The organism is Streptomyces triticirhizae, from assembly GCF_003696235.1.
GTDB classification, from domain to species: Bacteria; Actinomycetota; Actinomycetes; order Streptomycetales; family Streptomycetaceae; genus Streptomyces; species Streptomyces triticirhizae.
In genome coordinates this window covers 1-25,499 of record NZ_RFFJ01000077.1, presented here as the reverse complement: position 1 = coordinate 25,499, position 25,499 = coordinate 1, and the positions used below count along the sequence as shown (strand labels likewise).

The 25,499-nt window shown below is 73.3% G+C and carries 19 protein-coding genes, 2 rRNA genes and 2 pseudogenes; 18 read left to right on the top strand and 5 right to left on the bottom strand.

Going from position 1 to position 25,499, the window contains the following annotated elements; genetic code table 11:
• The 3 genes from EBN88_RS15375 to EBN88_RS31235 form a co-directional block, all read left to right on the top strand.
• Nucleotides 1-105: ribosomal RNA gene (locus EBN88_RS15375) — 23S ribosomal RNA — on the top strand; the annotation flags it as partial.
• Between the two features lie 95 nt (nt 106-200).
• Nucleotides 201-317: ribosomal RNA gene (rrf, locus tag EBN88_RS15370) — 5S ribosomal RNA — on the top strand.
• A gap of 884 nt (nt 318-1,201) precedes the next feature.
• Complete coding sequence (locus tag EBN88_RS31235; RefSeq protein ID WP_199742371.1) at nt 1,202-1,921, top strand: hypothetical protein; 720 nt, start codon at nt 1,202-1,204, stop codon at nt 1,919-1,921.
• Here the strand turns inward: EBN88_RS31235 and EBN88_RS15360 are convergent.
• From EBN88_RS15360 to EBN88_RS15350, 3 genes are all read right to left on the bottom strand, one after another.
• A complete protein-coding gene (locus EBN88_RS15360; RefSeq protein ID WP_122184443.1) occupies nt 1,903-3,723 on the bottom strand; it encodes an IucA/IucC family protein in 1,821 nt (606 codons plus the stop codon). The two genes, EBN88_RS31235 and EBN88_RS15360, sit on opposite strands and share 19 nt — an antisense overlap.
• A complete protein-coding gene (locus EBN88_RS15355; protein WP_122184442.1) occupies nt 3,720-4,304 on the bottom strand; it encodes a GNAT family N-acetyltransferase in 585 nt (194 codons plus the stop codon). Before EBN88_RS15355 ends, EBN88_RS15360 begins: the two co-directional genes overlap by 4 nt.
• A 96-nt stretch (nt 4,305-4,400) precedes the next feature.
• The gene (locus EBN88_RS15350; protein ID WP_122184441.1) at nt 4,401-5,687 is read right to left on the bottom strand and encodes a DUF1015 family protein; all 1,287 of its coding nucleotides are present in this window, start codon (nt 5,685-5,687) and stop codon (nt 4,401-4,403) included.
• 44 nt (nt 5,688-5,731) lie between these two features.
• Here EBN88_RS15350 and EBN88_RS15345 point away from each other — a divergent pair, with 44 nt between their 5' ends.
• The 8 genes and pseudogenes from EBN88_RS15345 to EBN88_RS15310 form a co-directional block, all read left to right on the top strand.
• Nucleotides 5,732-6,799: an HAD hydrolase-like protein gene (locus EBN88_RS15345; RefSeq protein ID WP_122184440.1), complete on the top strand. Its 1,068-nt coding sequence runs from the start codon at nt 5,732-5,734 to the stop codon at nt 6,797-6,799.
• 331 nt (nt 6,800-7,130) lie between these two features.
• The gene (locus tag EBN88_RS15340) at nt 7,131-7,409 is read left to right on the top strand and encodes a hypothetical protein (RefSeq protein WP_122184439.1); all 279 of its coding nucleotides are present in this window, start codon (nt 7,131-7,133) and stop codon (nt 7,407-7,409) included.
• An 8-nt stretch (nt 7,410-7,417) separates the two neighbouring features.
• Entirely contained in the window at nt 7,418-8,239 is an 822-nt protein-coding gene (locus tag EBN88_RS15335) for a TlyA family RNA methyltransferase (RefSeq protein ID WP_122184438.1), read from the top strand.
• The gene (locus EBN88_RS15330) at nt 8,236-9,153 is read left to right on the top strand and encodes an NAD kinase (protein ID WP_199742369.1); all 918 of its coding nucleotides are present in this window, start codon (nt 8,236-8,238) and stop codon (nt 9,151-9,153) included. Before EBN88_RS15335 ends, EBN88_RS15330 begins: the two co-directional genes overlap by 4 nt.
• A gap of 41 nt (nt 9,154-9,194) precedes the next feature.
• Nucleotides 9,195-10,982: a DNA repair protein RecN gene (recN, locus tag EBN88_RS15325; protein WP_122184437.1), complete on the top strand. Its 1,788-nt coding sequence runs from the start codon at nt 9,195-9,197 to the stop codon at nt 10,980-10,982.
• Nucleotides 10,983-11,085: 103 nt separating this feature from the next.
• Nucleotides 11,086-12,324, top strand: a complete 1,239-nt coding sequence (locus EBN88_RS15320) for a glycosyltransferase family 4 protein (RefSeq protein ID WP_325052757.1) — start codon at nt 11,086-11,088, stop codon at nt 12,322-12,324.
• 339 nt (nt 12,325-12,663) lie between these two features.
• Nucleotides 12,664-13,173, top strand: a complete 510-nt coding sequence (locus tag EBN88_RS15315) for a GNAT family N-acetyltransferase (protein ID WP_233580698.1) — start codon at nt 12,664-12,666, stop codon at nt 13,171-13,173.
• A 111-nt stretch (nt 13,174-13,284) separates the two neighbouring features.
• Nucleotides 13,285-13,628 (top strand): annotated as a pseudogene (locus EBN88_RS15310) (leucine zipper domain-containing protein); the annotation flags it as partial.
• A gap of 30 nt (nt 13,629-13,658) precedes the next feature.
• Here the strand turns inward: EBN88_RS15310 and EBN88_RS15305 are convergent.
• On the bottom strand, nt 13,659-14,681 hold the full coding sequence (locus EBN88_RS15305; RefSeq protein WP_122184447.1) for a LacI family DNA-binding transcriptional regulator: 1,023 nt from the start codon (nt 14,679-14,681) through the stop codon (nt 13,659-13,661).
• A 249-nt stretch (nt 14,682-14,930) separates the two neighbouring features.
• On the opposite strand from EBN88_RS15305, the gene EBN88_RS15300 reads away from it, so the two are divergent.
• A complete protein-coding gene (locus EBN88_RS15300; RefSeq protein WP_122184436.1) occupies nt 14,931-15,863 on the top strand; it encodes a glycoside hydrolase family 16 protein in 933 nt (310 codons plus the stop codon).
• A 52-nt stretch (nt 15,864-15,915) separates the two neighbouring features.
• Here the strand turns inward: EBN88_RS15300 and EBN88_RS15295 are convergent, their stop codons facing one another.
• Nucleotides 15,916-17,721, bottom strand: coding sequence for a glycoside hydrolase family 15 protein (locus tag EBN88_RS15295; protein WP_122184435.1), 1,806 nt, complete (start codon nt 17,719-17,721; stop codon nt 15,916-15,918).
• A 340-nt stretch (nt 17,722-18,061) separates the two neighbouring features.
• Here EBN88_RS15295 and EBN88_RS15290 point away from each other — a divergent pair, with 340 nt between their 5' ends.
• From EBN88_RS15290 to EBN88_RS15265, 6 genes and pseudogenes are all read left to right on the top strand, one after another.
• Nucleotides 18,062-19,756 (top strand): CTP synthase, encoded by a 1,695-nt coding sequence (locus EBN88_RS15290; RefSeq protein ID WP_122184434.1) that lies wholly within the window; start codon nt 18,062-18,064, stop codon nt 19,754-19,756.
• 5 nt (nt 19,757-19,761) lie between these two features.
• Nucleotides 19,762-20,406, top strand: coding sequence for an NUDIX domain-containing protein (locus EBN88_RS15285; RefSeq protein ID WP_407703413.1), 645 nt, complete (start codon nt 19,762-19,764; stop codon nt 20,404-20,406).
• Between the two features lie 55 nt (nt 20,407-20,461).
• Entirely contained in the window at nt 20,462-22,585 is a 2,124-nt protein-coding gene (locus EBN88_RS15280; RefSeq protein WP_407703414.1) for a tetratricopeptide repeat protein, read from the top strand.
• Between the two features lie 82 nt (nt 22,586-22,667).
• Complete coding sequence (gene ald / locus EBN88_RS15275) at nt 22,668-23,780, top strand: alanine dehydrogenase (protein WP_122184445.1); 1,113 nt, start codon at nt 22,668-22,670, stop codon at nt 23,778-23,780.
• Between the two features lie 493 nt (nt 23,781-24,273).
• Nucleotides 24,274-25,308, top strand: a complete 1,035-nt coding sequence (locus tag EBN88_RS31230; protein ID WP_233580696.1) for a ParA family protein — start codon at nt 24,274-24,276, stop codon at nt 25,306-25,308.
• Nucleotides 25,293-25,499: pseudogene (locus tag EBN88_RS15265) on the top strand (hypothetical protein); the annotation flags it as partial. The gene EBN88_RS31230 and the pseudogene EBN88_RS15265, both read left to right, overlap by 16 nt.

Sequence of the window (25,499 nt, the reverse complement as noted above, 5' to 3'; positions counted from 1 at the left end):
TTGATGGGGTAAGGCTCCCTGTAGACGACGGGGTTGATAGGCCGGAGATGGAAGCCTAGTGATGGGTGGAGTTGACCGGTACTAATAGGCCGAGGGCTTGTCCATAGATGCTCGCGTCCACTGTGAATTCAATCATCAGCACTTGTTGTGCTTTCCAACTGAACAGTGTGCTTGTTCGCTTGGAGCACTTCTTCTAGTGTTTCGGTGGTCATGGCGGAGAGGAAACGCCCGGTTACATTCCGAACCCGGAAGCTAAGCTTTCCAGCGCCGATGGTACTGCATGGGGGACCGTGTGGGAGAGTAGGACGCCGCCGGACAATCATTGATGGGACCTCTGGTTCCCCAGCGTAACTGGCTGGGGAACCAGGGGTCCTTTTTGTTTTTTATCGAGAAAGAAAAGAAGGGAGTCACGGCGATGTCCGACTCTTCCGATGACCGCTCCGGTGAATCCGGGGAGCGCCGTGACGAGCGTCCGCGTTCCGGGTTCCGGCGTGATGGCGACCGGCCTCGGCAGGGCTGGCGTGAACGGGGTGGCGAGCGGCGGGAGTTCCGTCGCGACGACCGTCCCAGGGACGATCGGCCCCGGCAGGACGGCCGGTCCGGAGGCTTTCGACGGGACGACCGGCCGAGGCAGGGCGGTGACGGTCGGCGCGAGTTCCGGCGGGATGACCGGCCCCGGCAGGATGGGCGCGGAGGCGGCTTCCGACGGGACGACCGTCCTCGTCACGGGGGCCAGGGCGGTGCCGAGCGGCGGGAGTTCCGTCGCGATGACCGCCCCAGGGACGACTGGCCGAGGGGTGACCGGTTCAGGGACGATCGGCCCAGGCGGGACGACCGCGACCGTGGTTTCCGTCGCGACGACCGGGATCGGGACCGGGGCTTCCGCAGGGATGACCGGCCGAGGCGGGATGACCGGGACCGTGGTGGCTACCGGCGCGATGACCGGGATCGGGGCTACCGGCGCGATGACCGCCGCGACGACCGGCCCAGGGACGATCGGACGAGGCGGGACGACCGCGACCGTGGTGTGCGGCGGGATGACCGGCCGAGGCAGGGGACCGGCGGCCGTGGGGGCGGCTACCGGCGCGATGACCGGGGGCGGCCGCCCGGGCGTGGCGGTGCCGGTGGCGGCGGGTTCCGCGGGGACGGGCGCGACCGGCGGGACGGCCGGGAGCGCTCGGAGCGTCCGCCGCAGCGGCGGCTGCCTATTCCCGACGAGGTGACGGGCGAGGAGATCGACCGTTCCGTGCGGCAGGAGCTGATGAGTCTGCCTAAGACGCTCGCCGAGGACGTGGCGAAGAACCTGGTGATGGTGGCCAGGTTGCTGGACGAGGACCCCGAGCGTGCCTACGAGTACTCCAAGGTCGCGCTGCGGTTGGCCTCGCGGGTCGGCGCGGTGCGGGAGGCGGCCGGGTTCGCCGCCTACGGGGTGGCCCGGTATGCCGAGGCGCTCAACGAGTTCCGGGCGGCGCGGCGGATGATGGGTTCGACGCATCTGTGGCCGATCATGGCCGACTGCGAGCGCGGTGTGGGCCGTCCCGAGCGGGCGTTGGCGATGGCCGGCGAGCCCGAGGTCAAGCAGCTGGACCGGGCCGGGCAGGTCGAGATGCGGCTGGTCGCGGCCGGCGCGCGGCGCGATCTGGGGCAGGCGGACGCCGCCGTGGTGACGCTCCAGAGCCCGGAGCTGGCGTCCACGGCGGTGCATCCCTGGACGGCCAGGCTGCGGTACGCCTATGCCGACGCGCTGCTGGCCGTCGGCCGGGAGTCGGAGGCGCGGGAGTGGTTCGCCAAGGCGCTGGAGGCTGACCAGGGCGGCACCACCAACGCCTCCGACCGGTTGGCCGAGTTGGACGGCATCGAGTTCGTCGACGCCCTGGACCCGGAGCTGGACGCGGAGTTGGATCAGGACGCGGAGGACTGAGCCTTCGCCGGGGCTGGGCGGTGGTCGGCCAGCGGGTTGTCGAGCTGGCCGACCAGGTGCGACTCGTCCTCGTCGGGCTCCTCGATGTTGACCATCTGCTGGTTGTTCTTCAGCTGGAGGCGGTTGAGGCAGACCCGGTGGAAGCCGGCGGCGAAGAGGTCGTAGCGCTGGAACTTCTCGGCGAGTTCGGGGACGCTCCGCTGGTAGTCGGCGACGGCCTCGGCCACGGTCCGCCAGAAGGTGTCCTCGTCGAGGAGGCCGTCGTTGACCAGGTGCGCGTTGAGGAAGCGGAAGAAGCAGTCGAAGACGTCGGTGAAGACCGTCAGCGGCCAGATGTCCTCCCTCGGGGTGGGGAAGCGGATGCGCTCGACGTCCTCGGGGAGTTCGGCGTCCTCGTTGAGGAGGGCGATCTCCTCGGCGAGGTCCTTCATCAGGATGCGGACGGGGACGCCGTTCTCCAGGACGAGGATGACGTTCTCGCCGTGTGGCATGAACATCAGGTCGTGGGCGTAGGCGCAGTGCACCACCGGTATGAGGTAGGCGTCGACATAGCGACGTAGCCACTGCTCGGCGGGGAGGCCGGACTCCCGGATCAACCCCCCGACGAGGGAGGGGCCTTCGGGGTCGGCGTGCAGCAACGAGGCCATGGTGGCGAGGCGTTGGCCGGGGGCCAGGGTGGGGACCGGGCTCTCGCGCCAGAGGGCGGCGAGCATCTTGAGGTAGGAGGAGCCCTTCTTCGCGGCCTTCTCGAAGTGGCGGTGGTGGTAGCCGATGGCGGCGCGTTCCCTGAGGATGCCGAAGCCGTAGCGGGCCAACACCTCGTCGTTCGTGAGGAGGTGGTACAGCCAGTCGTTGATGGCCGGGGTGACGCGCATGTAGCGGGCGGACAGGCCCCGGACGAAGCCCATGTTGAGGACCGAGAGGGCGGTCTTCACATAGTGCTTCTCGGGGTGGTCCTGGTTGAAGAAGGTGCGGATGGACTGCTGCGCGCGGTAGCGGTCCTCGCTGGTGCCGAGGTGGACGAGGTGGCGCTGGGCGACCTCGGCGGCGAAGGTGACGGAGATCTTGTTCTGCCACTGCCAGGGGTGGGTGGGCAGGAGGTAGTAGTCGTCCGGGTTGAGGCCCTGGTCCGTGAGGCGTTGGGCGAGAGTGGCGCGTTCGGTCTCGTCGAGTTCGCCGGCGATGAGCTGGTCGTAGTCGAGGTCGGCGCAGGCGGTGAACGTGGCGCGGTCGCGGCGGGCGGCGAGCCAGGTGAGGTGGACGGGGGCGCCGGTCTCGGGGGCGTAGGCGTGGAACTCGGCGGAGTCGAAGCCGAGTCGGCCGTTGTTGGCGACGAAACACGGGTGGCCCTCGAACATCCCGGCCTCGATGGTCTGGAAGTCGGCGGCGGCCAGCTCGGGGGCGCTGTGGGTGCGGTGGGAGAGCCGGTAGGCGGCGCTGGCCAGGGTGGAGCCGATCTCCTCCAGGTAGACGGGGAGAATCTCGTCGCTGAGGTCGAGCGAGGAGCGGAACTCCAGGATCAGGTCGAGCGCGTCGAGGGGGAGGGTCTCGCCGGCGCGTTCCCTGGTGAGGGTGGCGGGGTCGATCAGCCAGTGGTCGAGGGAGAGGTGGCGGGCGGCGAAGCGGTAGGCGGTGGAGCCGTCGTCGCTGTGCACGGCGTAGCGGCCGTCGGGCTGCTGTTTGGGGGTCAGGAGGCGCTCGTGGGAGAACTCGGCGATGGCCTTGCGGATGAGCAGGCGGTTGGCCTGGGCCCAGTGCTCGGGGTTGAGGTGGGCGACGGTGTCCTGGGCGGTGGGGGTCATCGGGCGGCTCCTGGGTGTCGCTGGCTGGTGGTCGCTCGGTACTGCTCGCGGGTGCAGAAGCTCAACAGGCCGGTCTTGTCGGGGAGTTCGACCGTTCTCTCGGGTATGAAGCCGACTGCCTCATTGAGCCGGTGGACCGCGTGGTTGCCGGCGTCGGGCTCGACGACGACCCGGCGGTTGGCGGGGTCGGCGAAGAGCAGCTCCATGACGGTCTCGATGACGGCGAGCGTGAAGCCGTGGATCGGGGCGTCGGTGGGCGCGACGAGGAAGTGCATCCCGATGTCGCCCTCGCGCACCGGGTAGGTGGCGCCGACCGGGTCCCCCGCCGGGTCGTAGGTCTCCACCAGGAAGGCGGGGGCGTCCCGGTGGTGGCCGAGGTACGCGGCGCGCCCGGGGTCGGCGTCGATGGTCTCGTACTCCTTGACCACGTCCCCGAGTTGGGCGTCCGTCATCATCCAGTAGACGGCCTTGGGGTGGGTGAGCCAGCGGTGCAACAGGGGGCAGTCGACGGCGGGGTCGACGGGCCGGAGGGAGAACGCCCCCAGCTCGGGGTGGCTTCGGGTGAAGGGCTGACCGCGCATGGAACTCCAAGTCGCAGGAGGGGACTGGAGTGAGGTTAGCCTAGCCTAATTTTCATCGGCAATCCGGCCTGGTTCCTGGTCCGGCGCCCGGCCTGGTCACCGGCCTGGCGCTTCGTCGTCCAGGTCGCGCAGCACCAGCCCGCTCGCCGGCTTGGGCCCGAACGAGGTGGACTTCTGCGGCATCACCACGCCCGCCTCCGCCAGCTCCCGCACCGTGGACTCGGCCACGGGCCGCAGCAACACCGCACTGCCGCCCAGCCGTTGGGCCTGTTCGAGCGCGCTGGGCGCGTCGTGCGGATAGCGGACGGCGAGGCCGTTCCCCGTGGCGCCGGCGTCGTGCGGGCCCGGGCGCCAGAGGTGGTCCAGGAGCGCGTGGTGCAGCACCGTCGCGTCCAACTCCCGCCAGCGCTCGGGGCGGTCGCGCGGCACGGTGCGCGCAAGCAGCTCGGGCGCGGGCCGGTCGATGAGGTGGAACGCGTCATCGCCGGCCAGCAGCAGCGCCGGGCCCTCGGCGGCGGTCAGGCGCTCCAGCGCCGATGACAGGGTGTGGCCGGGCAGCGGCGTGGCGCGGAAGGCGCCGTCGAGGCGGGCCAGCGCGGCGGCGGGCGTGAGCCGGGGCAGCACCCGGTGGATGGCGCGCACCCGCAGCGGGTGGCGTTCGGTGTCCACCAGCAGCACCAGGGTGCGGTTCCAGGGCGGGGCGCCGCCGTGTTCGTCGTTGAGCCGGAGGGCGGTGGCCCAGCGGTGGTGGCCGTCCGCGATCAGCGCCCGATGGCCGGCCAACTCCTCGTTGATGGCCGCCTGTTCGGCCGGGTCGTGGATCGGCCAGACGCGGTGGTGGACGCCGTTGGCCGTGGTGGTGGCCAGCAGCGGGAGGCGTTCCCCCGGCACGTGGGCGACGGCGGCGGCCGCCGCGCCCGCCGGGTCGCCACGGTAGGAGAGGAGCAGCGGTTCCAGGTTGGCCCGGGTGGCGCGCATGAGGGAGGCCCGTTCATCGACGACCTCGGGCATCACGCCCTCGTGCGGCAGCACGACGCCCTCGGCGGGCGGGGTCAGGGCCAGCGCGCCGAGCAGGCCACGTTGCAGAACGCCGTGGGCGGCGGTGCGCTGCTCGTAGACGTAGAGGCCGGGCCGTGGGTCGGCGGTCAGCACGCCGGCGGCGCGCCAGTGCCGAAGCCGGGCGGCGGCCGCCGCGTGGTCGGCGTCCTGCGGCAGGATCAGCCGGACCACGTTGTGGGGTTCGGCGGTCTCCAGGCGGTGCAGGCCGTCCGGCTTGACCACCACGTCGTACGGGGGTGAGGTGACGGCCGCCAGGTCGCGCACGCGCCGGGGTTGGTAGCGCACGGCGTGGAACGGGGCGAGGGTGAGACCCGCGACATGCATCCTGGCATCGTAGGCCGGGAGCGCGTGCGCGATGATGCGGTGCGATGGCTGACGCGACGAACAACCCCAGGACCTGCCCCGCCGGCTCCGCCGAGCCGCTGCACCGGGCCTATGACACCGCGCTGTTGGACCTCGACGGCGTCGTCTACGCGGGCGGCGCGGCCGTTCCGCACGCGGTCGCCTCGCTGGCCACCGCGCGCGAGGCGGGGATGCGGCTGGCGTATGTGACCAACAACGCGGCCCGCACCCCGAAGACGGTCGCCGAGCACCTGACGGCGCTCGGCGTTCCGGCCGTGCCCGAGGAGGTGGTCACCTCGGCGCAGGCCGTGGCGCGGCTGATCGCGGAGGCCGTGCCGGCCGGCGCGCGGGTGCTCTGCGCGGGCGGCGAGGGCCTGCGGGTCGCGCTCGCCGAACGCGGCCTGACGCCCGTCGACTCCGCCGAGGACGACCCGGCGGCCGTGGTCCAGGGCTACGGCGGGCCCGAACTGCCGTGGGGCGTGCTCACGGAGGCGGCGCTCGCCGTGAACCGGGGCGTGCCGTGGTACGCCTCCAACACCGACCTGACCATCCCCAGCGGGCGGGGCATCGCGCCGGGGAACGGGGCGGCCGTCGAGGTGGTGCGGATCGCGACCGGCCACACGAAGGACCCGCTGGTGGCGGGGAAGCCGCTGCCGCCGATGCACCGGGAGACGATCCTGCGGACCGGCGCGAAGCGGCCGTTGGTGGTCGGGGACCGGCTGGACACGGACATCGAGGGGGCGTGGGCGGGGGGCGTGGACTCGCTGCTCGTCCTCACCGGCGTCACGGACCCGGCGCTGCTGCTCGCCGCCGAGGCGCGGCACCGGCCGACGTATGTCGCGGCGGACCTGCGGGGGCTGCTGACTCCCCAGCCGTCCGTTGCCACGGAGGGCGCGGGGTTCCGGTGCGGGGACTGGCGGGCGGAGGTGGCCGACGGCCGGGCTGTCGTTAGGCCGGCTTCGCCTGGCGGCGGGCCTCGGGATGACGCCGGCCGTCTGGACGGCCTGCGGGCGCTGTGCGCGGCGGTCTGGTCCTCACCCGAGCCGCCGCGCGCGGAGGCGTACGGCGCCGCGCTGGCCGAGCTGGGGTGGTGAGGGGGCTTGGCTGGCTGGGGAGTTGAGGGGCGGGGCTGGTTCTTGGGCGGTAGGTGAAGTTGAGTGAAGGGAGGGGGAACGGGGGATAGAACCGCAGGTCGCGAACGGTGCTCCCCGCCCGTGCGGGGATGCCCCGGCCGGGGGCCGAATGGACTCCCAGCGTCCCCCCGCTCGCTCCGCGCGGCGGAAACCCCGGAGCAGCCGTCGCCCGCCCCACGCCGTGGGTGGCTCCCGCGCCGGCCCCCAGGGCCGGCGGGGTCCGGTGCGGCGCCGCCGGCTGGGCGGTGGCGTCCGGTGGGGCCGCTGCGGCCCGAGCAGATAGGTTCGGGGTATGGGTGCAGCGGAGTTCGAAGAGGTGGGGGACGAGGCGCGGCCGGAAGTCGTGGACGGGCCGCAGCCGTTGGGCGTGGGGGTGACGTCGACGGGGCACGGCCCCGTCGACGCGGTGTTGGCGCGGCTCGCGGACGTTGACCAACTCGGTGTCGGCGGGCATCTGGAGGTGTACGAGGATGTCCACGACGGCCTGCGGCGGACGCTGGCCGCGCTCGACGAGCAGCAGCGACAACCCGGCCCGCCCGTGCCGCGGGCCCCTCACCCACCCAGGAGCTGAACGCCCCCGTGGCAGCGACACAGCGACGGCTCAGCCGGCTCGACGCGGAGCTGGTGCGCCGCAGGCTGGCGCGTTCCCGTGACCACGCGCGCGGCCTGATCGAGGCCGGGCGGGTCACCGTCAACGGCGCCACCGCCAGCAAGCCGGCGACGCAGGTCGCCACCAGCGCGGCGCTCGTCGTCCGCGAGGACGCCGACGACCCCGACTACGTCTCCAGAGGCGGCCACAAACTGGCCGGCGCGCTCGCCGCGTTCACCCCGCTCGGGCTGCGCGTCGAGGGGCGGCTGGCGTTGGACGCGGGCGCCTCGACCGGCGGCTTCACGGACGTGTTGCTGCGGGCCGGCGCGGCCGGGGTGATCGCCGTGGACGTCGGCTATGGCCAGCTCGCCTGGCGGCTGCGGGCCGACGAGCGGGTCACCGTCAAGGACCGGACCAACGTGCGGGAGTTGACGCTGGAGGCGATCGGCGGCCGGCCGGTCGATCTGGTGGTCGGCGACCTGTCGTTCATCCCGCTGGGCCTGGTGCTGCCCGCGCTGCTGCGCTGCGCCGCGCCGGACGCCGACCTGGTGCTGATGGTCAAGCCGCAGTTCGAGGTGGGCCGCGAGCGGCTGGGCAGCGGCGGCGTGGTGCGGTCGGCGACGTTGCGGGAGGAGGCGGTGCTGGGCGTCGGGCGGCGAGCCGCCGAGCTGGGGCTCGGCGCGCTGGGCGTCACCGCGAGCCCGCTTCCGGGGCCGTCGGGGAATGTTGAATACTTCCTGTGGCTGCGCGCCGGGGCCCCCGCTTTGGACCCGGATCAGGTGCGCCACGCCGTGACGGAAGGGCCCAAGTGACCAGCGAAGCCAAGCAGCGCACCGTGTTCCTGCTCGCCCACACCGGGCGCCCGGCCGCCGTGCGCAGCGCCGAGCGGGTGGTCGCCGGGCTGCTGGCGCACGGCCTCGGGGTGCGGGTGCTGGCCGAGGAGGCCGCGGACCTGCCGCTGCCCGACGCGGTGGAGCGCGTCGCCAAGGCCGAGTGCGAGGGCGGCCGGGTGCTCGACGGCTGCGAGCTGCTGGTCGTGTTGGGCGGGGACGGCACCCTGCTGCGCGGCGCGGAGTTCTCCCGCGCCTCGGGCGTGCCGATGCTCGGCGTCAACCTGGGCCGCGTCGGCTTCCTCGCCGAGGCGGAGCGGGACGACCTGGAGCACCTCGTGGACCGGGTGGTGGCCCGCAGGTACGAGGTGGAGGAGCGGATGACGCTGGACGTCACCGTTCTGAGCGACGGCCAACTTCTGCACTCGGACTGGGCGCTCAACGAGGCGGCCGTCGAGAAGGCGGCCAGGGAACGCCTCCTTGAGCTGGTGATCGAGGTCGACGGCCGGCCGGTCTCCGGCTTCGGCGGGGACGGCGTGGTGTGCGCGACCCCGACCGGTTCGACGGCCTACGCGTTCTCGGCCGGCGGGCCCGTGGTGTGGCCGGAGGTGGAGGCGCTGCTGATGGTGCCGATCTCGGCGCACGCGCTGTTCGCGAAGCCGCTGGTCACCGCGCCCGACTCGATACTGGCCGTGGAGGTGGGCCAGCACACCGGGCCCGGCGTGCTGTGGTGCGACGGGCGGCGCAACGTCGATCTGCCGGCCGGTTCGCGGATCGAGGTGCGGCGCGGCGCCGTTCCCGTTCGGCTGGCGCGGCTGCACCGCGCGCCGTTCACGGACCGACTGGTGGCCAAGTTCGCGCTGCCGGTCGCCGGCTGGCGCGGGGCTCCGCACTGATGTTCGGGGCCCGTCGTCGCCACGGGGCCCGTTAACCTCGTATGGTCGTATCCGTGTTGGAGGAAATGCGGATCAAGAGCCTCGGCGTGATCGACGACGCCGTGGTCGAGCTGTCCTCCGGCTTCACCGCTGTGACGGGGGAGACCGGGGCCGGCAAGACCATGGTCGTCACGAGCCTCGGGCTGCTGCTCGGCGGGCGGGCCGACGCCGGCTATGTGCGGGTCGGCGCGCCGTCCGCCGTGGTGGAGGGCCGGCTGGCGCTGCCGCCGGACGCACCGGCCGCGCGCCGCGCCCAGGAGGCGGGCGCCGAACTCGACGACGGGGCGTTGCTGATCAGCCGCACCGTCTCCGCCGAGGGGCGCTCCCGGGCCCACGTCGGGGGCCGCTCGGTGCCCAACGGGCTGCTCGCCGAGCTGGGCGAGGAGCTGGTCGCCGTGCACGGCCAGACCGACCAACAGGGCCTGCTGCGCCCGGCGCGGCAGCGGGAGGCGTTGGACCGCTACGCCGGCGAGGCCGTCTCCGGGCCGCTCGCCGCGTACCAGGAGACCTACCACCGGCTGCGCGCCGTCGCCGGGGAGCTGGCCGAGATCACCACCCGAGCGAGGGAACGGGCCCAGGAGGCCGACCTGTTGCGGTTCGGCCTGGACGAGATCGCCGCCGCCGAGCCGCGCGCCGGGGAGGACGCCGAGCTGGCCGCCGAGGCCGAACGGCTCGGCCATGTCGAGGCGTTGGCCTCCGCCGCCGCCCAGGCGCACGGCGCGCTCGCCGGCGACCCGGCCGACCCCGAGAGCGTGGACGCCGTCACCCTGGTCGGCGGGGCGCACCGCGCGCTGGAGTCGGTGCGGCAACACGACAAGGCGCTGGCCGAGTTGGCCGACCGACTGGGCGAGGTCGGCATCCTGCTGTCCGACGCGGCCGGCGAACTGGCCGGCTACGCCGACGGCCTGGAGGCCGACCCGAGGCGGCTGGCCGCCGTCGAGGAGCGCCGCGCGCTGCTGGCCGGCCTGGTCCGCAAGTACGGCGAGGGCCCGGACGCCGGCGTCGCCGCCGTGTTGGAGTGGGCCGAACGCGGCGCCGCCCGGCTCGCCGAACTCGACGGCGACGACGACCGGATCGGCGCGTTGACGGCCGAACGCGACCGGCTGCGCGAGGAGTTGACCGAACTCGCCCTCACGCTGAGCGAGGCGCGTTCCCAGGCCGCCAAGCGGTTCGCCGACGCCGTCACCGAGGAGCTGGCCCAGCTCGCCATGCCACACGCCCGGGTGCGGGTCGCCGTCCGGCAGACCGAGGCCGGCCCCTCCGACGCGGCCGACGACCTGATCGAACTCAACGGCCGCCCCGTCCACTTCGGCCCGCACGGGGCCGACGAGGTGGAGCTGCTGCTGGCCCCGCACCCCGGCGCACCGCCGCGCCCCATCGCCAAGGGCGCCTCCGGCGGCGAGCTGTCCCGGGTGATGCTCGCCGTCGAGGTGGTCTTCGCCGACGCGGCGCCCGTGCCCACCTACCTCTTCGACGAGGTCGACGCGGGCGTGGGCGGCAAGGCCGCCGTCGAGGTCGGCCGGCGGCTGGCCAGGCTCGCCGACGCCGCTCAGGTGGTCGTCGTCACCCACCTGCCCCAGGTCGCCGCGTTCGCCGACCGCCACCTGGTGGTGGAGAAGACCCACGACGGAACGGTCACCAGCTCCGGCGTCCGCCTGGTGCACGGCGAGGGGCGGGTCCGTGAACTCTCCCGGATGCTCGCCGGACAGGAGGACTCCGAACTCGCCCGCGCGCACGCCGAGGAGCTGTTGGCGACGGCGGCGGCGCAGCTGCGCGAGCGGGGGCGCTGACCGGCGCGCCGCCTACGCCGTGCGGGTGGCCGGTGCTACCGCGATCCGGGGCCGGGCTGGCATCCTGGAGTCCGTTGCCACTCCCAGCGAACGGAAGGTCGCTGTGCGCGACGACGTACGCTGGGGTGTCGGCGGCCCGGCCGCCGGCGGCAGCGACGAGGCCCAGCGGCGTCGTCACCGCAGGTCCAGCCAACGAGAGGTCGCCGTGAGCAGCACGCCCCCCACCCCGCGCCGACGTGCGCCCCTGCACGTGGTGCAGCTCCTGGGTGGCGGCGGCGTGGGCACCGGGGCCCATGTCCGTTCGCTCTCCGCCGGGTTGGCCGCCCGGGGCTTGGCGGTCACCGTCGGCGCCGCCGGTTCGGCGGAGCGCCGCTACGGCTTCGCCTCGGCCGGCGCCCGTTTCGTTCCGCTGCCCGTGGACGCGAGCCTGGCGGCCGTGCGGCTGCTGCGGCTGGCCTGCGCCGACGCCGACCTCGTGCACGCGCACGGCATACGCGCGGGGCTGCTGGCCACCCTGGCCCTGCGCGGGCGTTCCGTTCCCCTCGTGGTCACCTGGCACGCGCGCGCCACCGCGCCCGGCCCCGCCGCCCAACTGCGGCCGCTCACCGAGCGGTTGGTCGCCAGGGCCGCGACCGTGGTCCTCGGCGCCACCTCCGACCTGGTGCAACGGGCGCGTCAACGGGGCGCGCGCGACGCGCGGTTGGCGCCCGTCGCGCTGCCCGCGCCCCGGCGCTCGGCGCACGCCGACCGGATGGCAGAGGCGCACCGCACCAAGCTCCGCGCCGACCTCGGCGCCCTGGACCGCCCGCTGCTGGTGGCGGCCACCCGCCCCACCCGCGACCCGGGCCGCGACCCCGGGCTCGACCTGCTGCTGAACGCCGCCCGCTACTGGCGCGACCGGCTTCCGCAGCCGCTGCTGGCGCTGGCCGCGGACGGGCGGGACCGCGCGCTGCTGCGCCGGATCGAACGCGGCCACCTCCCGGTGCGGCTGCTCGCCCCCGGCGAGGAACCGACCGAGCTGCTGCCGATCGCCGATCTGGCCCTGCTCGTGGCCCGCTGGGCGGGCCGGCCGCCGCTGGTCGACGAGGCGCTGCGGCGCGGCGTCCCCCTGGTGGCCACGGCCGTCGGCGGGGTGCCCGAAGTGGTCGGCGACGCCGGCGTGTTGGTGCCCTACGGCAAGCCGGCGGCGCTGGGCTCGGCGGTCAACGCGCTGCTCGACGACCCGGACCGGCGCGCGGCGCTGGCCGTGGCCGGCCCGGCGCAGGCCCGCCGGTGGCCGACGGAGGACACGACCGTGGCACAGGTGTTGAGCGTCTACGATGAGCTGACCTCGGGTCGCTGACCCCTGCCGGGGGTTGGGGGTGCGGGGCTTCCCGGCCTGGCGGCCGGGTTCGCGGAGTGGCCTCCGGCCGGGTCGCCGGTTGGCGGCCGGGGGCGCCGGTTGGCGGTTTCCGCCGAGGCGGGATACGACGGGAACGGGGAGGTTGATGGGTATGGCCTGCCAGGCCGCGTCTCGCGCTGCCCACTTCCGGACCGCCGCCGGCTGACGTCGCGCCGGCTGACGTCGCGCCGCACGCCGCGCGGTCCGGGTTTCCTCGTTCCGACCTGGAGTTCCACCGTGACCAGTTCCTTCCCCGACCCTTCCTCGGACAGGCCGCGTCTCCCGGCCTCCCCGGCTCCCTTGACGGGGGCCGCGACCGGGGCCGAACTGTCCACCGAGCGCCTGCTGTTGCGCCCCTGGACCGACACCGAGCTCGCCGCCGTCGGCGGCGACCTGCGCGCCCCGAACTGGGCGGGCGACTTCCCCGCCGACGGCGACCGCGTCATCGCCGGCCTCCTGGCCGAACAGGCGCCGGCGGTCCACCCGTTGGGCCACCGGCTGATCGTCGAACGTGCCACCGGCCTCGTGGTCGGCTCGATCGGCTTCGGCTGGCCGCCGCTGGACGGCGTCGTCGAGTTCGGCTACGGCGTGGTGCCCTCGCGCCGAGGGCACGGGGTCGCGACGGAGGCGGCCCGCGCGCTCGTCGCGTTCGCGCTGGCCGCGCCGGGGGTGCGGGAGGTGCGGGCCAGCGCGGAGCTGACCAACCCGGCGTCGCTGCGGGTCCTGCTCAAGGCGGGACTGCGGCGCACCGGCGACGACGGGACCGTGGCCCACTTCTCGACGGCGCGGCCGGCCCACGCGGCCGGCTAGGTGTATTGACCACGAGCGTTGTTGACACTGGTCGAAGGGGTCGGGGCTTGATCATGGCGAAGACCTCCGATGTGGTGGAGCTGTCTAGGACCGCACCGCATGGAGGTCTTCGTGTCCCACCGTAATGCCCGGCTGACGGTTCATGGCAGGCGGCTGCTGGTCGAGCGGGTTCGTTCCGGCCGTCCTGTCGCGCACGTCGCGGCCGAGACGGGCGTCTCCCGAACGACTCGCACAAGTGGGTCCGCCGGTTCGCGGTCGAGGGTGAGGCCGGTCTTGCCGACCGCTCCAGCCGCCCGCGGACCACGCCTCACCGCACACCCGTCGTCATGGAGGCACGGGTGTGCCGGCTGCGCAGGGACCGCAAGCTGGGCCCGGCCCGGATCGGGCCCATCCTGGGCCTGCCCGCCTCGACCGTGCACCGCATCCTGGTCCGTCACGGCATCAGCCGCCTGCGGTCCGGGCTCGCGTCCGAGCCCCGCACGCCGTCAGGCCGAGGCGCGGACCACCAGCTCCGTCGGAATGATGACCGAACGGGCCTTCGGCTCCGGCTCGTTGAGGTTCTCCAGCAGGAGCCGGGCCATGATCTCGCCCATCCGCACGATGTCCTGCCGGACCGTGGTCAGCGGCGGGTCGGACCAGGCGGCGGGGTCGAGGTCGTCGTAGCCGACGACCGCCACGTCCTCGGGCACCGCCAGGCCCCGGGCGCGCAGCGTGCGCAGCGCCCCGGTGGCCATCAGGTCGTTGCCGGCGAAGACGGCGTCGGGCGCGGGGGAGCGGTCCAGCAGCTCGGCCATCGCGCGGGCGCCGCCCTCCAGCGTGAAGTCGCCGTGCGCGTGGAGCGCCGGGTCGGGTTCGGGAACGTCCAACACGTCGCAGTAGCCGGCCAGTCGGTCCACGGCCGAGGTCTGGTCGAGTGGGCCCGTGATGACCGCGATCCTGCGGTGGCCGCGATCCACCAGGTGGCGGACGGCCTGCCGGGCGCCGTCGCGGTTGTCGGTGTCCACATAGACCAGCGAGGCGTCGTCCTCCCACCCCGGCCACCAGGGGCGGCCGCCGAAGACGGTGGGCAGCCCGGAGGCGGCGGCGATGCCGCGCAGCGGGTCGTTGACGTGCAGGGAGAACATCAGCGTGCCGTCCACATGGCCGCCGGCCAGATAGCGCCCCACCCGCTGGTAGTCCGCGTCGTCCTCCACCAGCATCAGCAGCAGTTGCAGGTCGTTGGCCGACAACTCCCGGCTGATGCCCCGCAGTTGGCGGGCGAAGAACGGGTCGGCGAAGACCCGGGTCTCCGGCTCGGCGATCACCACGGCGACGGCTCCGGTGCGCCGGGTGACCAGGGAACGGGCCGCGCTGTTGGGCACGTAACCCAGCTCGGCCACCGAGCGCTTGACCTTCTCCCGAAGCTCCGGGCGGACCCCCGGCGTGCCGTTGACGACCCGCGAAACGGTCGCCCGGGAGACCCCGGCGTGGGCGGCCACGGCCTCCAGTGTGGGGTGGGCAGCGGACACCTTCACATCCTCTTGTCTCGTGGCCCCTTGACGGTACAGGCAAGCGGCGACAGTGTGCAGGGGCACGGCATGAGAGCGCTCTCACACTCGCCGGGACGCGAGGTGACGGGCGTTCGCCCGCTTCGGGCGCGTCCCCGGGAGGACCTTCCGGAAACGCCCGAAGTCCCCACCCCCACACGAGAAGACACACACGAGAAAGCGCACGGGAAACATCCACACCGAAGCTCCACCCCACGGGAGTGAATTGTCATGAACAGGAGAACGATGCGGCGCGGGCCGCTGGCGGCGCTGGTCGCCGTGGGCGCCGCGCTGGCGGCGCTCGTCACCGTCTCGCTTCCCTCCGCCGGCGCGCAGGAGGCCGAGGCGGGACCCGCGCCCCTGGTCGAGGTCTTCCGCGCCGACTTCGACGGGCCGGCCGGCAGCCCACCCGGCGACGACTGGATCATCGACACCGGGACCGGCTACCCCGGCGGCCCGCCCAACTGGGGCACCGGCGAACGCCAGACCTACACCGACCGCCCGGAGAACCTCAGCCTCGACGGCGAGGGCCACCTGAAGATCACCGCGCTGCGCGACGGCGACACCTGGACCTCGGGCCGGATCGAGACCCAGCGCGCCGACTTCGCCGCCCCCGACGGCGGGGTGCTGCGCATCGAGGCCGGCCTCCAACTCCCCAACGTCTCCGGCGAGGCGGCCCTCGGCTACTGGCCGGCATTCTGGACCCTGGGCGGCGAGTACCGGGGCAACTACTGGAACTGGCCGGGCGTCGGCGAGTTCGACATCATGGAGAACGTCAACGGCGTCCCGCAGGTCTGGGGCGTGCTCCACTGCGGCGTCAACCCGGGCGGCCCCTGCAACGAGACCCAGGGCCTGGGCACTTCGACGCCCTGCGACACCTGCGGCACCCAGTTCCACACCTACGCCCTGGAGTTGGACCGCACCGGCGAGACCGAGTACCTGCGCTGGTACCTCGACGGCAACGAGTACCACTCCGTCAGCTCCGCCGACATGGACGCGGCGACCTGGGCGGCGGCCACCGACCACGGCCACTTCGTGCTGCTCAACCTGGCGATGGGCGGCGCGTTCCCCGACGGGGTCGCCGGCCAGGCCACCCCGACCCCGGCGACCGAGCCGGGCCACTCCTATCTGATCGACTACGTCTCCGTCGAACAGACCGGCTGACGGAAGAACGCGGGGCCGCCCATCCGGCGAACGGGCGGCCCCGCGCGGGCCCTCAGCCCCCGAACGCCCCCGAGGCCGTCAGGCGCAGGGCCGTGTCGATCAGCGGCACATGGCTGAACGCCTGCGGGAAGTTGCCCACCTGCCGCATCCGGCGCGGGTCCCACTCCTCCGCCAGCAGTCCGAGGTCGTTGCGCAGCGCCAGCAGCTTCTCGAAGAGCTTGCGGGCCTCGTCGACCCGACCGATCATCGCCAGGTCGTCGGCCAGCCAGAACGAGCAGGCCAGGAACGCGCCCTCGTCCCCCTCCAGGCCGTCGACGCCCGCCTGGTCGCCGGCGGTCGGGTAGCGGAGGATGAACCCGTCCAGCGTGGACAGCTCCCGCTGGATCGCCTCGATGGTGCCTATCACCCGCTTGTCGTCCGGCGGCAGGAAGCCCATCTGCGGGATCAGCAGCAGCGAGGCGTCCAACTCCTTGGAGCCGTAGGACTGGGTGAAGGTGTTGCGCTCCGCGTCGTAGCCGTGCTCGCAGACCGTGCGGTGGATCTCGTCGCGCAGGTCGCGCCAGCGCTCCAGCGGCCCGTCCACCTCGCCCGACTCGATCAGCTTGACGGTGCGGTCGACCGCGACCCAGGTCATCACCTTCGAGTGAACGAAGTGCCGGCGCGGCCCCCGCACCTCCCAGATGCCCTCGTCCGGCTCGTCCCAGTGGTCCTCCAGGTAGCTGATGAGCTTGAGCTGGAGCAGGTTGGCGTGGTCGTTGCGCGACAGCCCGGTCATGTGGGCCAGGTGCAGCGCCTCGGTGACCTCGCCGTAGACATCGAGCTGGAGCTGTCCGGCGGCGCCGTTGCCCACCCGCACCGGCTGCGAGTTCTCGTAGCCGGGCAGCCAGCTCAACTCGGCCTCCGCCAGCTCACGTTCGCCGGCGATGCCGTACATGATCTGGAGGTTCTCCGGGTCGCCGGCGACCGCGCGCAGCAGCCACTCGCGCCAGGCCCTGGCCTCCTCGTGGTACCCGGTGCGCAGCAGCGAGGAGAGGGTCATGGCCGCGTCCCGCAGCCAGGTGAAGCGGTAGTCCCAGTTCCGCGAGCCGCCGATCTCCTCGGGCAGCGAGGTGGTGGGCGCGGCCACCACGGCGCCGGTCGGGGCGTAGGTCAGCGCCTTGAGCGTGATCAACGAGCGGACCACGGCCTCGCGGTACGGCCCGTGGTAGGTGCACTGGGCGACCCAGTCGCTCCAGAACGTCTCGGTCGCGGCCAGCGACTCCTCCGGCGTCGCGACCGGCGGCGGCTCCTTGTGCGAGGGCTGCCAGCTGATGGTGAACGCGACCCGGTCCCCGGCGGCGACGGTGAAGTCGGAGTAGGTCGTGAGGTCCTTGCCGTAGGTGTCGGCCGTGGTGTCCAGCCAGACCGAGTCAGGCCCGGAGACGGCGACCGTCCGGTCGTCCACCTTGTGCACCCAGGGCGTCACCCAGCCGTAGGAGAACCGCATCCGCAGCGAGGAGCGCATCGGCACCCGGCCGCTGACGCCCTCCACGATCCGCACCAGCTGCGGCGCCATCTCGCCGCGCGGCGGCATGAAGTCCGTCACGCGGACGGTCCCCCTGGGGGTGTCCCACTCGGACTCCAGGATCAGGGAGTCCCCCACATAGCGTCGGCGGTTGGCCGGCGGCGAGGGCATGTCCCTGCCGTGCGCCGGCCCGATCCGCCAGAAACCGTGCTCGTCGGTCCCCAGCAGCCCCGCGAAGACGGCATGGGAGTCGAACCGTGGCAGACACAGCCAGTCGGCGGTGCCGTCACGGCAGATGAGGGCGGCGGTCTGCATGTCGCCGACCAGTGCGTAGTCCTCGATGCGCCCGGCCACTTGCCACTCCAGTCGAACAGCGCCGCCCCCCGTGGGACGTGCGGAATCTCCTCGCCCATTCCGGCGTCCAGGCAGGATACGACGCGCGGGCGACATCCGCTGGACACCTGGGGATACCGTTCGTAGGGCGAGGCACCCTTGTTCGCATTAGTCGGTAAATGTCGAAAGGCTGAGCTGGCGACCCCTTGGGCGCTTTGTGCCGCACCTTCGCTGTTACCCTGGTAGCCCGTGGACCGGAGGCACCGAAAACCTTCGAACACTCTCCGACGGCACCCCAGGCAACAGCCCGCCGGGGCCGTCCGGCATCCGACCTCACGACCACGGGAGCCCCGATTTGGCCATGCCGCCCAGTTCCATGACGACCAAGACGACCAAGTTCATCTTCGTCACCGGCGGGGTCGCCTCCTCGCTGGGCAAGGGGCTCACCGCTTCCAGCCTCGGAGCCCTCCTCAAGGCGCGCGGCCTGCGCGTCACGATGCAGAAGCTGGACCCCTACCTCAACGTCGACCCGGGAACGATGAACCCGTTCCAGCACGGCGAGGTGTTCGTCACCAACGACGGCGCCGAGACCGACCTGGACATCGGGCACTACGAACGTTTTCTCGACGTCGACCTCGACGGCAGCGCCAACGTCACCACCGGCCAGATCTACTCGACCGTGATCGCCAAGGAGCGGCGCGGCGAGTACCTGGGCGACACGGTGCAGGTGATCCCGCACATCACCAACGAGATCAAGCACCGCATCCGGCGGCTGGCGACCGACGACGTGGACGTGGTGATCACCGAGGTCGGCGGCACGGTCGGCGACATCGAGTCGCTGCCGTTCCTGGAGGCGGTCCGCCAGGTGCGGCACGAGGTCGGCCGGGACAACGTGTTCGTGGTGCACATCTCGCTGCTGCCGTACATCGGCCCGTCCGGCGAGCTGAAGACCAAGCCGACCCAGCACTCGGTCGCCGCGCTGCGCAGCATCGGCATCCAGCCGGACGCCATCGTGCTGCGCGCCGACCGCGAGGTGCCCACCGCCATCAAGCGCAAGATCTCGCTGATGTGCGACGTCGAGGAGGCCGCCGTGGTGGCCGCGATCGACGCCAAGTCCATCTACGACATCCCGCCCGTGCTGCACGCCGGCGGCCTGGACGCCTATGTGGTGCGCCGCATGGACCTGCCGTTCCGGGACGTGGACTGGACGCAGTGGAACGACCTGCTGCGCCGCGTCCACCACCCCCGGCACGAGGTGACCGTCGCCCTGGTCGGCAAGTACATCGACCTGCCCGACGCCTACCTCTCGGTGACCGAGGCGCTGCGCGCCGGCGGGTTCGCCAACAACGCGCGGGTCACCATCAAGTGGGTCACCTCCGACGACTGCCGGGTCCCCGGCGGCGCCGAGCGGCAGCTGTCCGACTGCGACGCCATCTGCATCCCCGGCGGCTTCGGCGAGCGCGGCGTCGAGGGCAAGATCGCCGCCATCACCTACGCCCGCGAGCACAGGGTCCCGCTGCTCGGCCTCTGTCTCGGCCTCCAGTGCGTGGTGATCGAGGCGGCCCGCAGCCTGCTGGGCATCCCCGGGGCCAACTCGACGGAGTTCGACAAGGCCGTCGCGCACCCGGTGATCTCCACCATGGAGGAGCAGCTGGACATCGTCGCCGGCGAGGGTGACCTGGGCGGCACCATGCGGCTCGGCCTCTACCCGGCCAAGCTCGCCGAGGGCTCCATCGTCCGCGAGACCTACGGCGACGAGCCCTACGTCGAGGAGCGCCACCGGCACCGGTACGAGGTGAACAACGCCTACCGCTCCGAGCTGGAGAAGAAGGCGGGCCTCGTCTTCTCCGGCACATCCCCGGACAACAAGCTGGTCGAGTTCGTGGAGTACCCGCGCGAGGTGCACCCGTATCTGGTCGCCACCCAGGCCCACCCCGAGCTGCGTTCCCGGCCCACCAGGCCGCACCCGCTCTTCGCCGGCCTGGTCGGCGCGGCGGTCCGCGCCCGGGTCGCGGCCGACGGCGCGGACGTGGCCTCGGCGGCCGGGGGAGACTGAGGGGCATGACCGAACAGTCCCCCGTGCCGCTCGTCGACTCCCCGACGCGGTGGCCCGTGACCGCGACGAAGACCCCGTTCACCGGCAACAAGACCAGCGTCCGCACCGACGAGGTCCAACTCCCCGACGGCAGCCGGGTGCACCGCGACTACCAGGTGCACCCCGGCTCCGTGGCCGTGCTCGCCCTCGACGAACGGGAGCGGGCCGTCGTGATCGAGCAGTACCGGCACCCGGTGCGGCACAAGCTCTGGGAGATCCCGGCGGGCCTGCTCGACGTCCCCGGCGAGAACCCGCTGCACGCCGCCCAGCGCGAGCTGTACGAGGAGGCGCACGTCAAGGCCGAAAACTGGCGGGTGTTGACCGACGTCTACACCACCCCGGGCGGCAGCGACGAGGCGGTGCGGGTCTTCCTCGCCAGGGAGCTGTCGGAGGCCGAGGGAGAGCGGTACGAGGTGTTCGCCGAGGAGGCGGACATGCGGATCGCCAGGGTGCCGGTGGCCGAGCTGGCGCGCGGGGTGCTCGACGGGCGGCTGCACAACACCTGCCTGGCGTTGGGCGTCCTCGCCTACCAGGCGGCCGTCTCCGGCGAGGGCCTGGAGGCCCTGCGCCCGGCGGACGCGCCGTGGCCCGCCAGGCCGTTCCCGAGCTGACGTGTCCTGACCCAGCGCCCCGGGGGCCTTGGCATACGCTCACCCCGTGACGGACGTGACGGAACAGACGGTCACCGACGGCGGGGACTTTCTCGGCCGCCGCCGCGAGCTGGCGAGCCTGCGTTCCGAGACGGAGCGCGCCGGCCTGGACACCCTGGCCGGCCGCCCCGCGCCCCGGGGCCGGGTGCTGCTCGTCGCCGGCCGCCCCGGCACCGGCAGGACCGCGCTGGCCGAGGCGTTCGCCGCCGAACTCGCCGCCTCGGGCGAGTACCCCGACGGGGTGCTCAGCGCCCGGCTGACCGAGCCGGGCGGCGAGCCCGTCGCCGTCGAACGCGTCGCCCGCGAGCTGCTCGCCCAACTCGGCGTCGCCGCCCCGGCCGGGGGAGGCGACGCCGAGCTGTCCGACCTGCTGACGGAGTCCCTCGACGGGCGGGCCGCCGTGCTCGTGCTGGACGACGTGGCCGACGCCGAGCAGCTCGCCGAGCTGGTGCCCGACCACCGCGCCTGCCTGGTGGTGGCCGTCGCCGGCGGGCCGCTCACCGGCGTCCCCGACGTCCGGCCCTGCGTGCTGGGCGGCCTCGACCGGCCGAGCGCCGTGCGGATGTTGGAGCGCGGCGCCGGCCCGGTGCGGGTCACCGTCGACCCGGGCGCCGCCGACAGCCTCGCCGAGATCTGCGCCGACCTGCCGGCCGCCCTCCGGCTCACCGCCGGCTGGCTCGCCTTCCACCCCGACCACACCCTGGTCGACGCGGTCCGCGGGATCGCCACCGCCGCCGACCACCTGCCGCTGCCCGACAGCCAGCCGCTGGACCCCGCCGACCTGCCGCTGCACCGCGCCTTCGGGCTGGTGCACGCGGCGCTGCCGACGCCGGCCGCCCGGCTGCTGCGGCTGCTGGCGCTCGCGCCCGAGGGGCTGGTCGACGACCATGTCGCCGCCGCCCTGGCCGGCGCCCCGGTCGGCGTGGGCCGCGCCCTGCTGACCGACTTCGCCGCCTTCGGCCTGCTGCACCCCGTTCCCGCGCCCCCCGCGTCGAGCGCGTCCCGCGTCGGGCCGCAGTACCGGGTGCCGGGCTGCCTGGCGCCGCTGCTGGCCGCGCTGCTGCGCGCCCACGAGCGCCCGGGCGAGGCGCTGTTGGCGCGGGCGCGGATGCTGGAGCGGGTCGTCCGGCAGCTGCGCGCCTGCCTGGCGGCCACCGAGCCGCCCGGCTCGCCGGCCGCCCGCTGGCTCGCCGGGCTGCCCCGCTCCCTGCGCTTCGAGAGCGCGAAGGCCGCCGCCGACTGGCTGGCCGCCCGGCTGCCCGCGCTGCTGGCCGCCGCCCGACTGGCCGTCTCCGACGGCGAGTTGGACACCCTGGCGCGGCGACTGGTCGCCGCGTTGACCCGGGCGCTGATCGCCCACCGGGGGGCGGACGACGCGGCGCCCGAGCTGTACCGGCTCCACGAGCTGGTGCTGGGGGTGGCCCAGCGCCAGGGCCTCACCAGGGAGCACGCGGCGGCGCTGCTCAACCTCGGCGACCTGGACGCGCGCACCGGCCGGCTCGCGGAGGCGCTGGCCCGCTACCGGGCCGCGCTGGAGGTCGCCCGCGCCGAGGGCGACGCGGCCGACCCGCTGGCCGTCGGCCGCACGCTGGAGTCCATCGGGGGCACCTACGCCGAGCTGAACGACTGGCAGCGCGCCGCCGACTGGTACGGCCGGGCCGTGGCCCTGGCCCAGACCCGGGACGACCTGGCCGCCGAGGCCAGGCTCCAGGGCCGGATCGGCGCGGTCCTCTCCTACGACGGGCAGCTGGAGGAGGCGCTGCGGGCCTGGCGGGCGGCGGCCTCGGCGCACCGCAGGAGCGGTGACGCGCACGCCTACGCCCGTTCGCTGACCGAGGCGGCGCGGGTGCTGGAGTACGCCGGCCAGTACGAGGAGTCCGAGCGGACGGGGCGGGAGGCGCTGCGGCTGGCGGCCGGCACCGGCGACCAGCGGCTCCAGGCCGCGCTGCGGCTGCGGCTGGCCGACGCGGCCGACCGCCTGGGCCGCGCCGAGACCGCCGCCGTGCACCGCGCGGTCGCCGAGCAGCTGCTGGCCGACACCCGTCCGGCCGAGCCGCCACGAGGTGGAGAACCGGATGATTCCTCTGCCCCTACAGAGGGAAACACTTGTGAAACGCAGCCGAAGCCTCGCCATGATTGACTGAAAGCAAGGCTGGACAACGTTCTCTCCTTACTTAGAATGGCGGCAGCACCCCCTTCGCGACACAAGGACCGTGATCGACATGAAGGTTGGCATCCCCCGCGAGGTCAAGAACAACGAGTTCCGCGTGGCCATCACCCCGGCCGGAGTGCACGAACTCGTCAGCGGCGGCCACCGGGTCTTCCTGGAGAGCGGCGCCGGCCTCGGCTCCGCCATCCCCGACGAGGAGTACCTCGCGGCCGGCGCCACCGTGCTGCCCGAGGCCGACCAGGTCTGGGCCGAGGCCGACCTGCTGCTGAAGGTCAAGGAGCCCGTCGCCGAGGAGTACCACCGGCTCCGCAAGGACCTGACGCTCTTCACCTACCTCCACCTCGCGGCCTCCCGCGCCTGCACCGAGGCGCTGCTGGCCGCCGGGACCACCGCCATCGCCTACGAGACCGTCGAGGCCCGTGGCGCCCTGCCGCTGCTCGCCCCGATGTCGGAGGTCGCCGGGCGGCTGGCGCCCCAGGTCGGCGCCTACCACCTGATGCGCCCCTCCGGCGGCCGGGGCGTGCTGCCCGGCGGCGTGCCCGGCAGCCCCGCCGGCCACGCCGTGGTGATCGGCGCCGGCGTCGCCGGGTGGAACGCGACCCAGATCGCGGTCGGCCTGGGCTTCCAGGTCACCGTCCTCGACAAGGACACCGACAAGCTCCGCGCGATGGACCGCGCCTTCGGCACCCGGGTGCGCACCGTCACCTCCACCGCGTTCGCCCTGGAGCGCGAGGTGCTCACCGCCGACCTGGTGATCGGCGCCGTGCTGGTGCCGGGCGCCCGCGCGCCCAAGCTGGTCAGCGGCGAGCTGGTCTCCCGGATGAGGCCGGGAAGTGTCCTTGTCGACATCGCGATCGACCAGGGCGGATGCTTCGCCGACTCCCGTCCCACCACCCACGCCGAGCCGACGTTCCCCGTGCACGACGCGCTCTTCTACTGCGTGGCCAACATGCCCGGCGCCGTGCCCAGTACCTCAACGCACGCGCTGACCAACGCGACCCTGCCGTACGTTCTCCAACTCGCCGCCGACGGCTGGCGTTCCGCGCTGCGCGCCAGCCCCGGGCTGGCCGCCGGGCTCGCCACCCACGAGGGCCAGGTGGTCCACCAACCGGTCGCCGAGGCTCACCAACTGCCCTTCACCGCGCCCTCCGAGGTGCTCGCCTGAGCCGAACGCCCCGCCGGCGCGGGCCGGCGGGTCAACTCCCCGCGTCAACATCGGGAATGTCACACCGGTCCGTTCGACGACCGTGTCGATTCAGCCACTCGGGCGCTTGTCGCCGGCGCCCGACACCCCCTCAACTCCGCGCTCACGTCGCGGTTTAGGGGCCTCGGCGCGGGCGCAATGCCCCGGCTCGCGAAGCATGGGGCCTTGACAAGCGATTGTTCGATGGCCGACACATCCGTGCCGGTCCGGTGGATTGTGTTGCTGCGGACCGCCGACACGCCATAGAGTCGCCAAACGTCGGCATGGTGCAACGCTGACTCTGTCTAGAAGTTTCCTGGTCCCCAAGGAGGTAAGACGACTTGTGAATGAGTCGATAATTACTCCCAGGGGAGCACAGCCAGGGGTCCCGGAGCGGCGTCAGAGCGCCTCGGATTCGACGGGCAACGGCTCCGTCGCTGTTCATACCTTCGCAACCCACCAGAGCCAACCGAGCATGACAGCGCATCAGAGCACGGACGGCCACGAGGCCAGTGCCGTCACAGGCAACCGTACGGCCGGCGAGTCCGACCGTTTCCCCGACTACGAAGACCTCCCCGACGGGCAGTTCTACGACCCGGACGCGGAATACGAGCCCGACCCCGAATACGCGGCCACCATCGCGCCGGACGCCGCCCGGCAGCGCCGGGAGCGGATCGGCCCCACCGGCCGGCCCCTGCCGTACTTCCCCATCCCCGGACCGCTCACCGAACGCGGCCCGGCGAAGGTCATCGCCATGTGCAACCAGAAGGGCGGCGTGGGCAAGACCACCTCCGCCATCAACCTGGGCGCGGCGCTGGCCGAGTACGGACGCCGGGTGCTGCTGGTCGACTTCGACCCGCAGGGCGCCCTCTCCGTCGGCCTCGGGGTCAACCCGATGGAGCTGGACCTCACCATCTACAACCTGCTGATGGAACGGGGCATGGCCCCCGACGAGGTGCTGCTCAAGACGGCGGTCGCCGGCATGGACCTGCTGCCGAGCAACATCGACCTGTCCGCCGCCGAGGTGCAGCTGGTCAGCGAGGTCGCCCGGGAGTCCACCCTCCAGCGCGCCCTCCAACCGCTGCTCAACGACTACGACTTCATCATCATCGACTGCCAGCCCTCGCTCGGCCTGCTCACCGTCAACGCGCTCACGGCGGCGCACAAGGTGATCGTGCCGCTGGAGTGCGAGTTCTTCGCGCTGCGCGGGGTGGCCCTGCTCACCGAGACCATCGAGAAGGTGCAGGAACGGCTCAACCCGGACCTGCGGCTCGACGGCATCCTGGCGACCATGTACGACTCGCGCACCGTGCACAGCCGCGAGGTGCTCGCCCGGGTCGTCGAGGCGTTCGATGACAACGTGTACCACACCGTCATCGGCCGCACCGTTCGCTTCCCCGAGACCACCGTCGCGGGCGAGCCGATCACCACCTACGCCTCCAACTCGGTGGGCGCCGCCGCCTATCGACAGCTCGCCAGGGAGGTGCTCGCCCGGTGCCACGCCGAGTGAGCCTTCCGGCGGCCGACGAACTGTTCCGTACCACGGGTGGGGCGGCCGTCCAGCCGTCAACGCCCGCCACCTCCCAGGACAACGGGGCGGCCGAGCCCCAACCGGCGCCGCCCGCCGAGCAGTCGGGCGAGCCGGCGGCCCCGGGCGCGGCCGGCGCCCCCGACGAGGGCGCGCGGGAGGGGCGCGCCGCG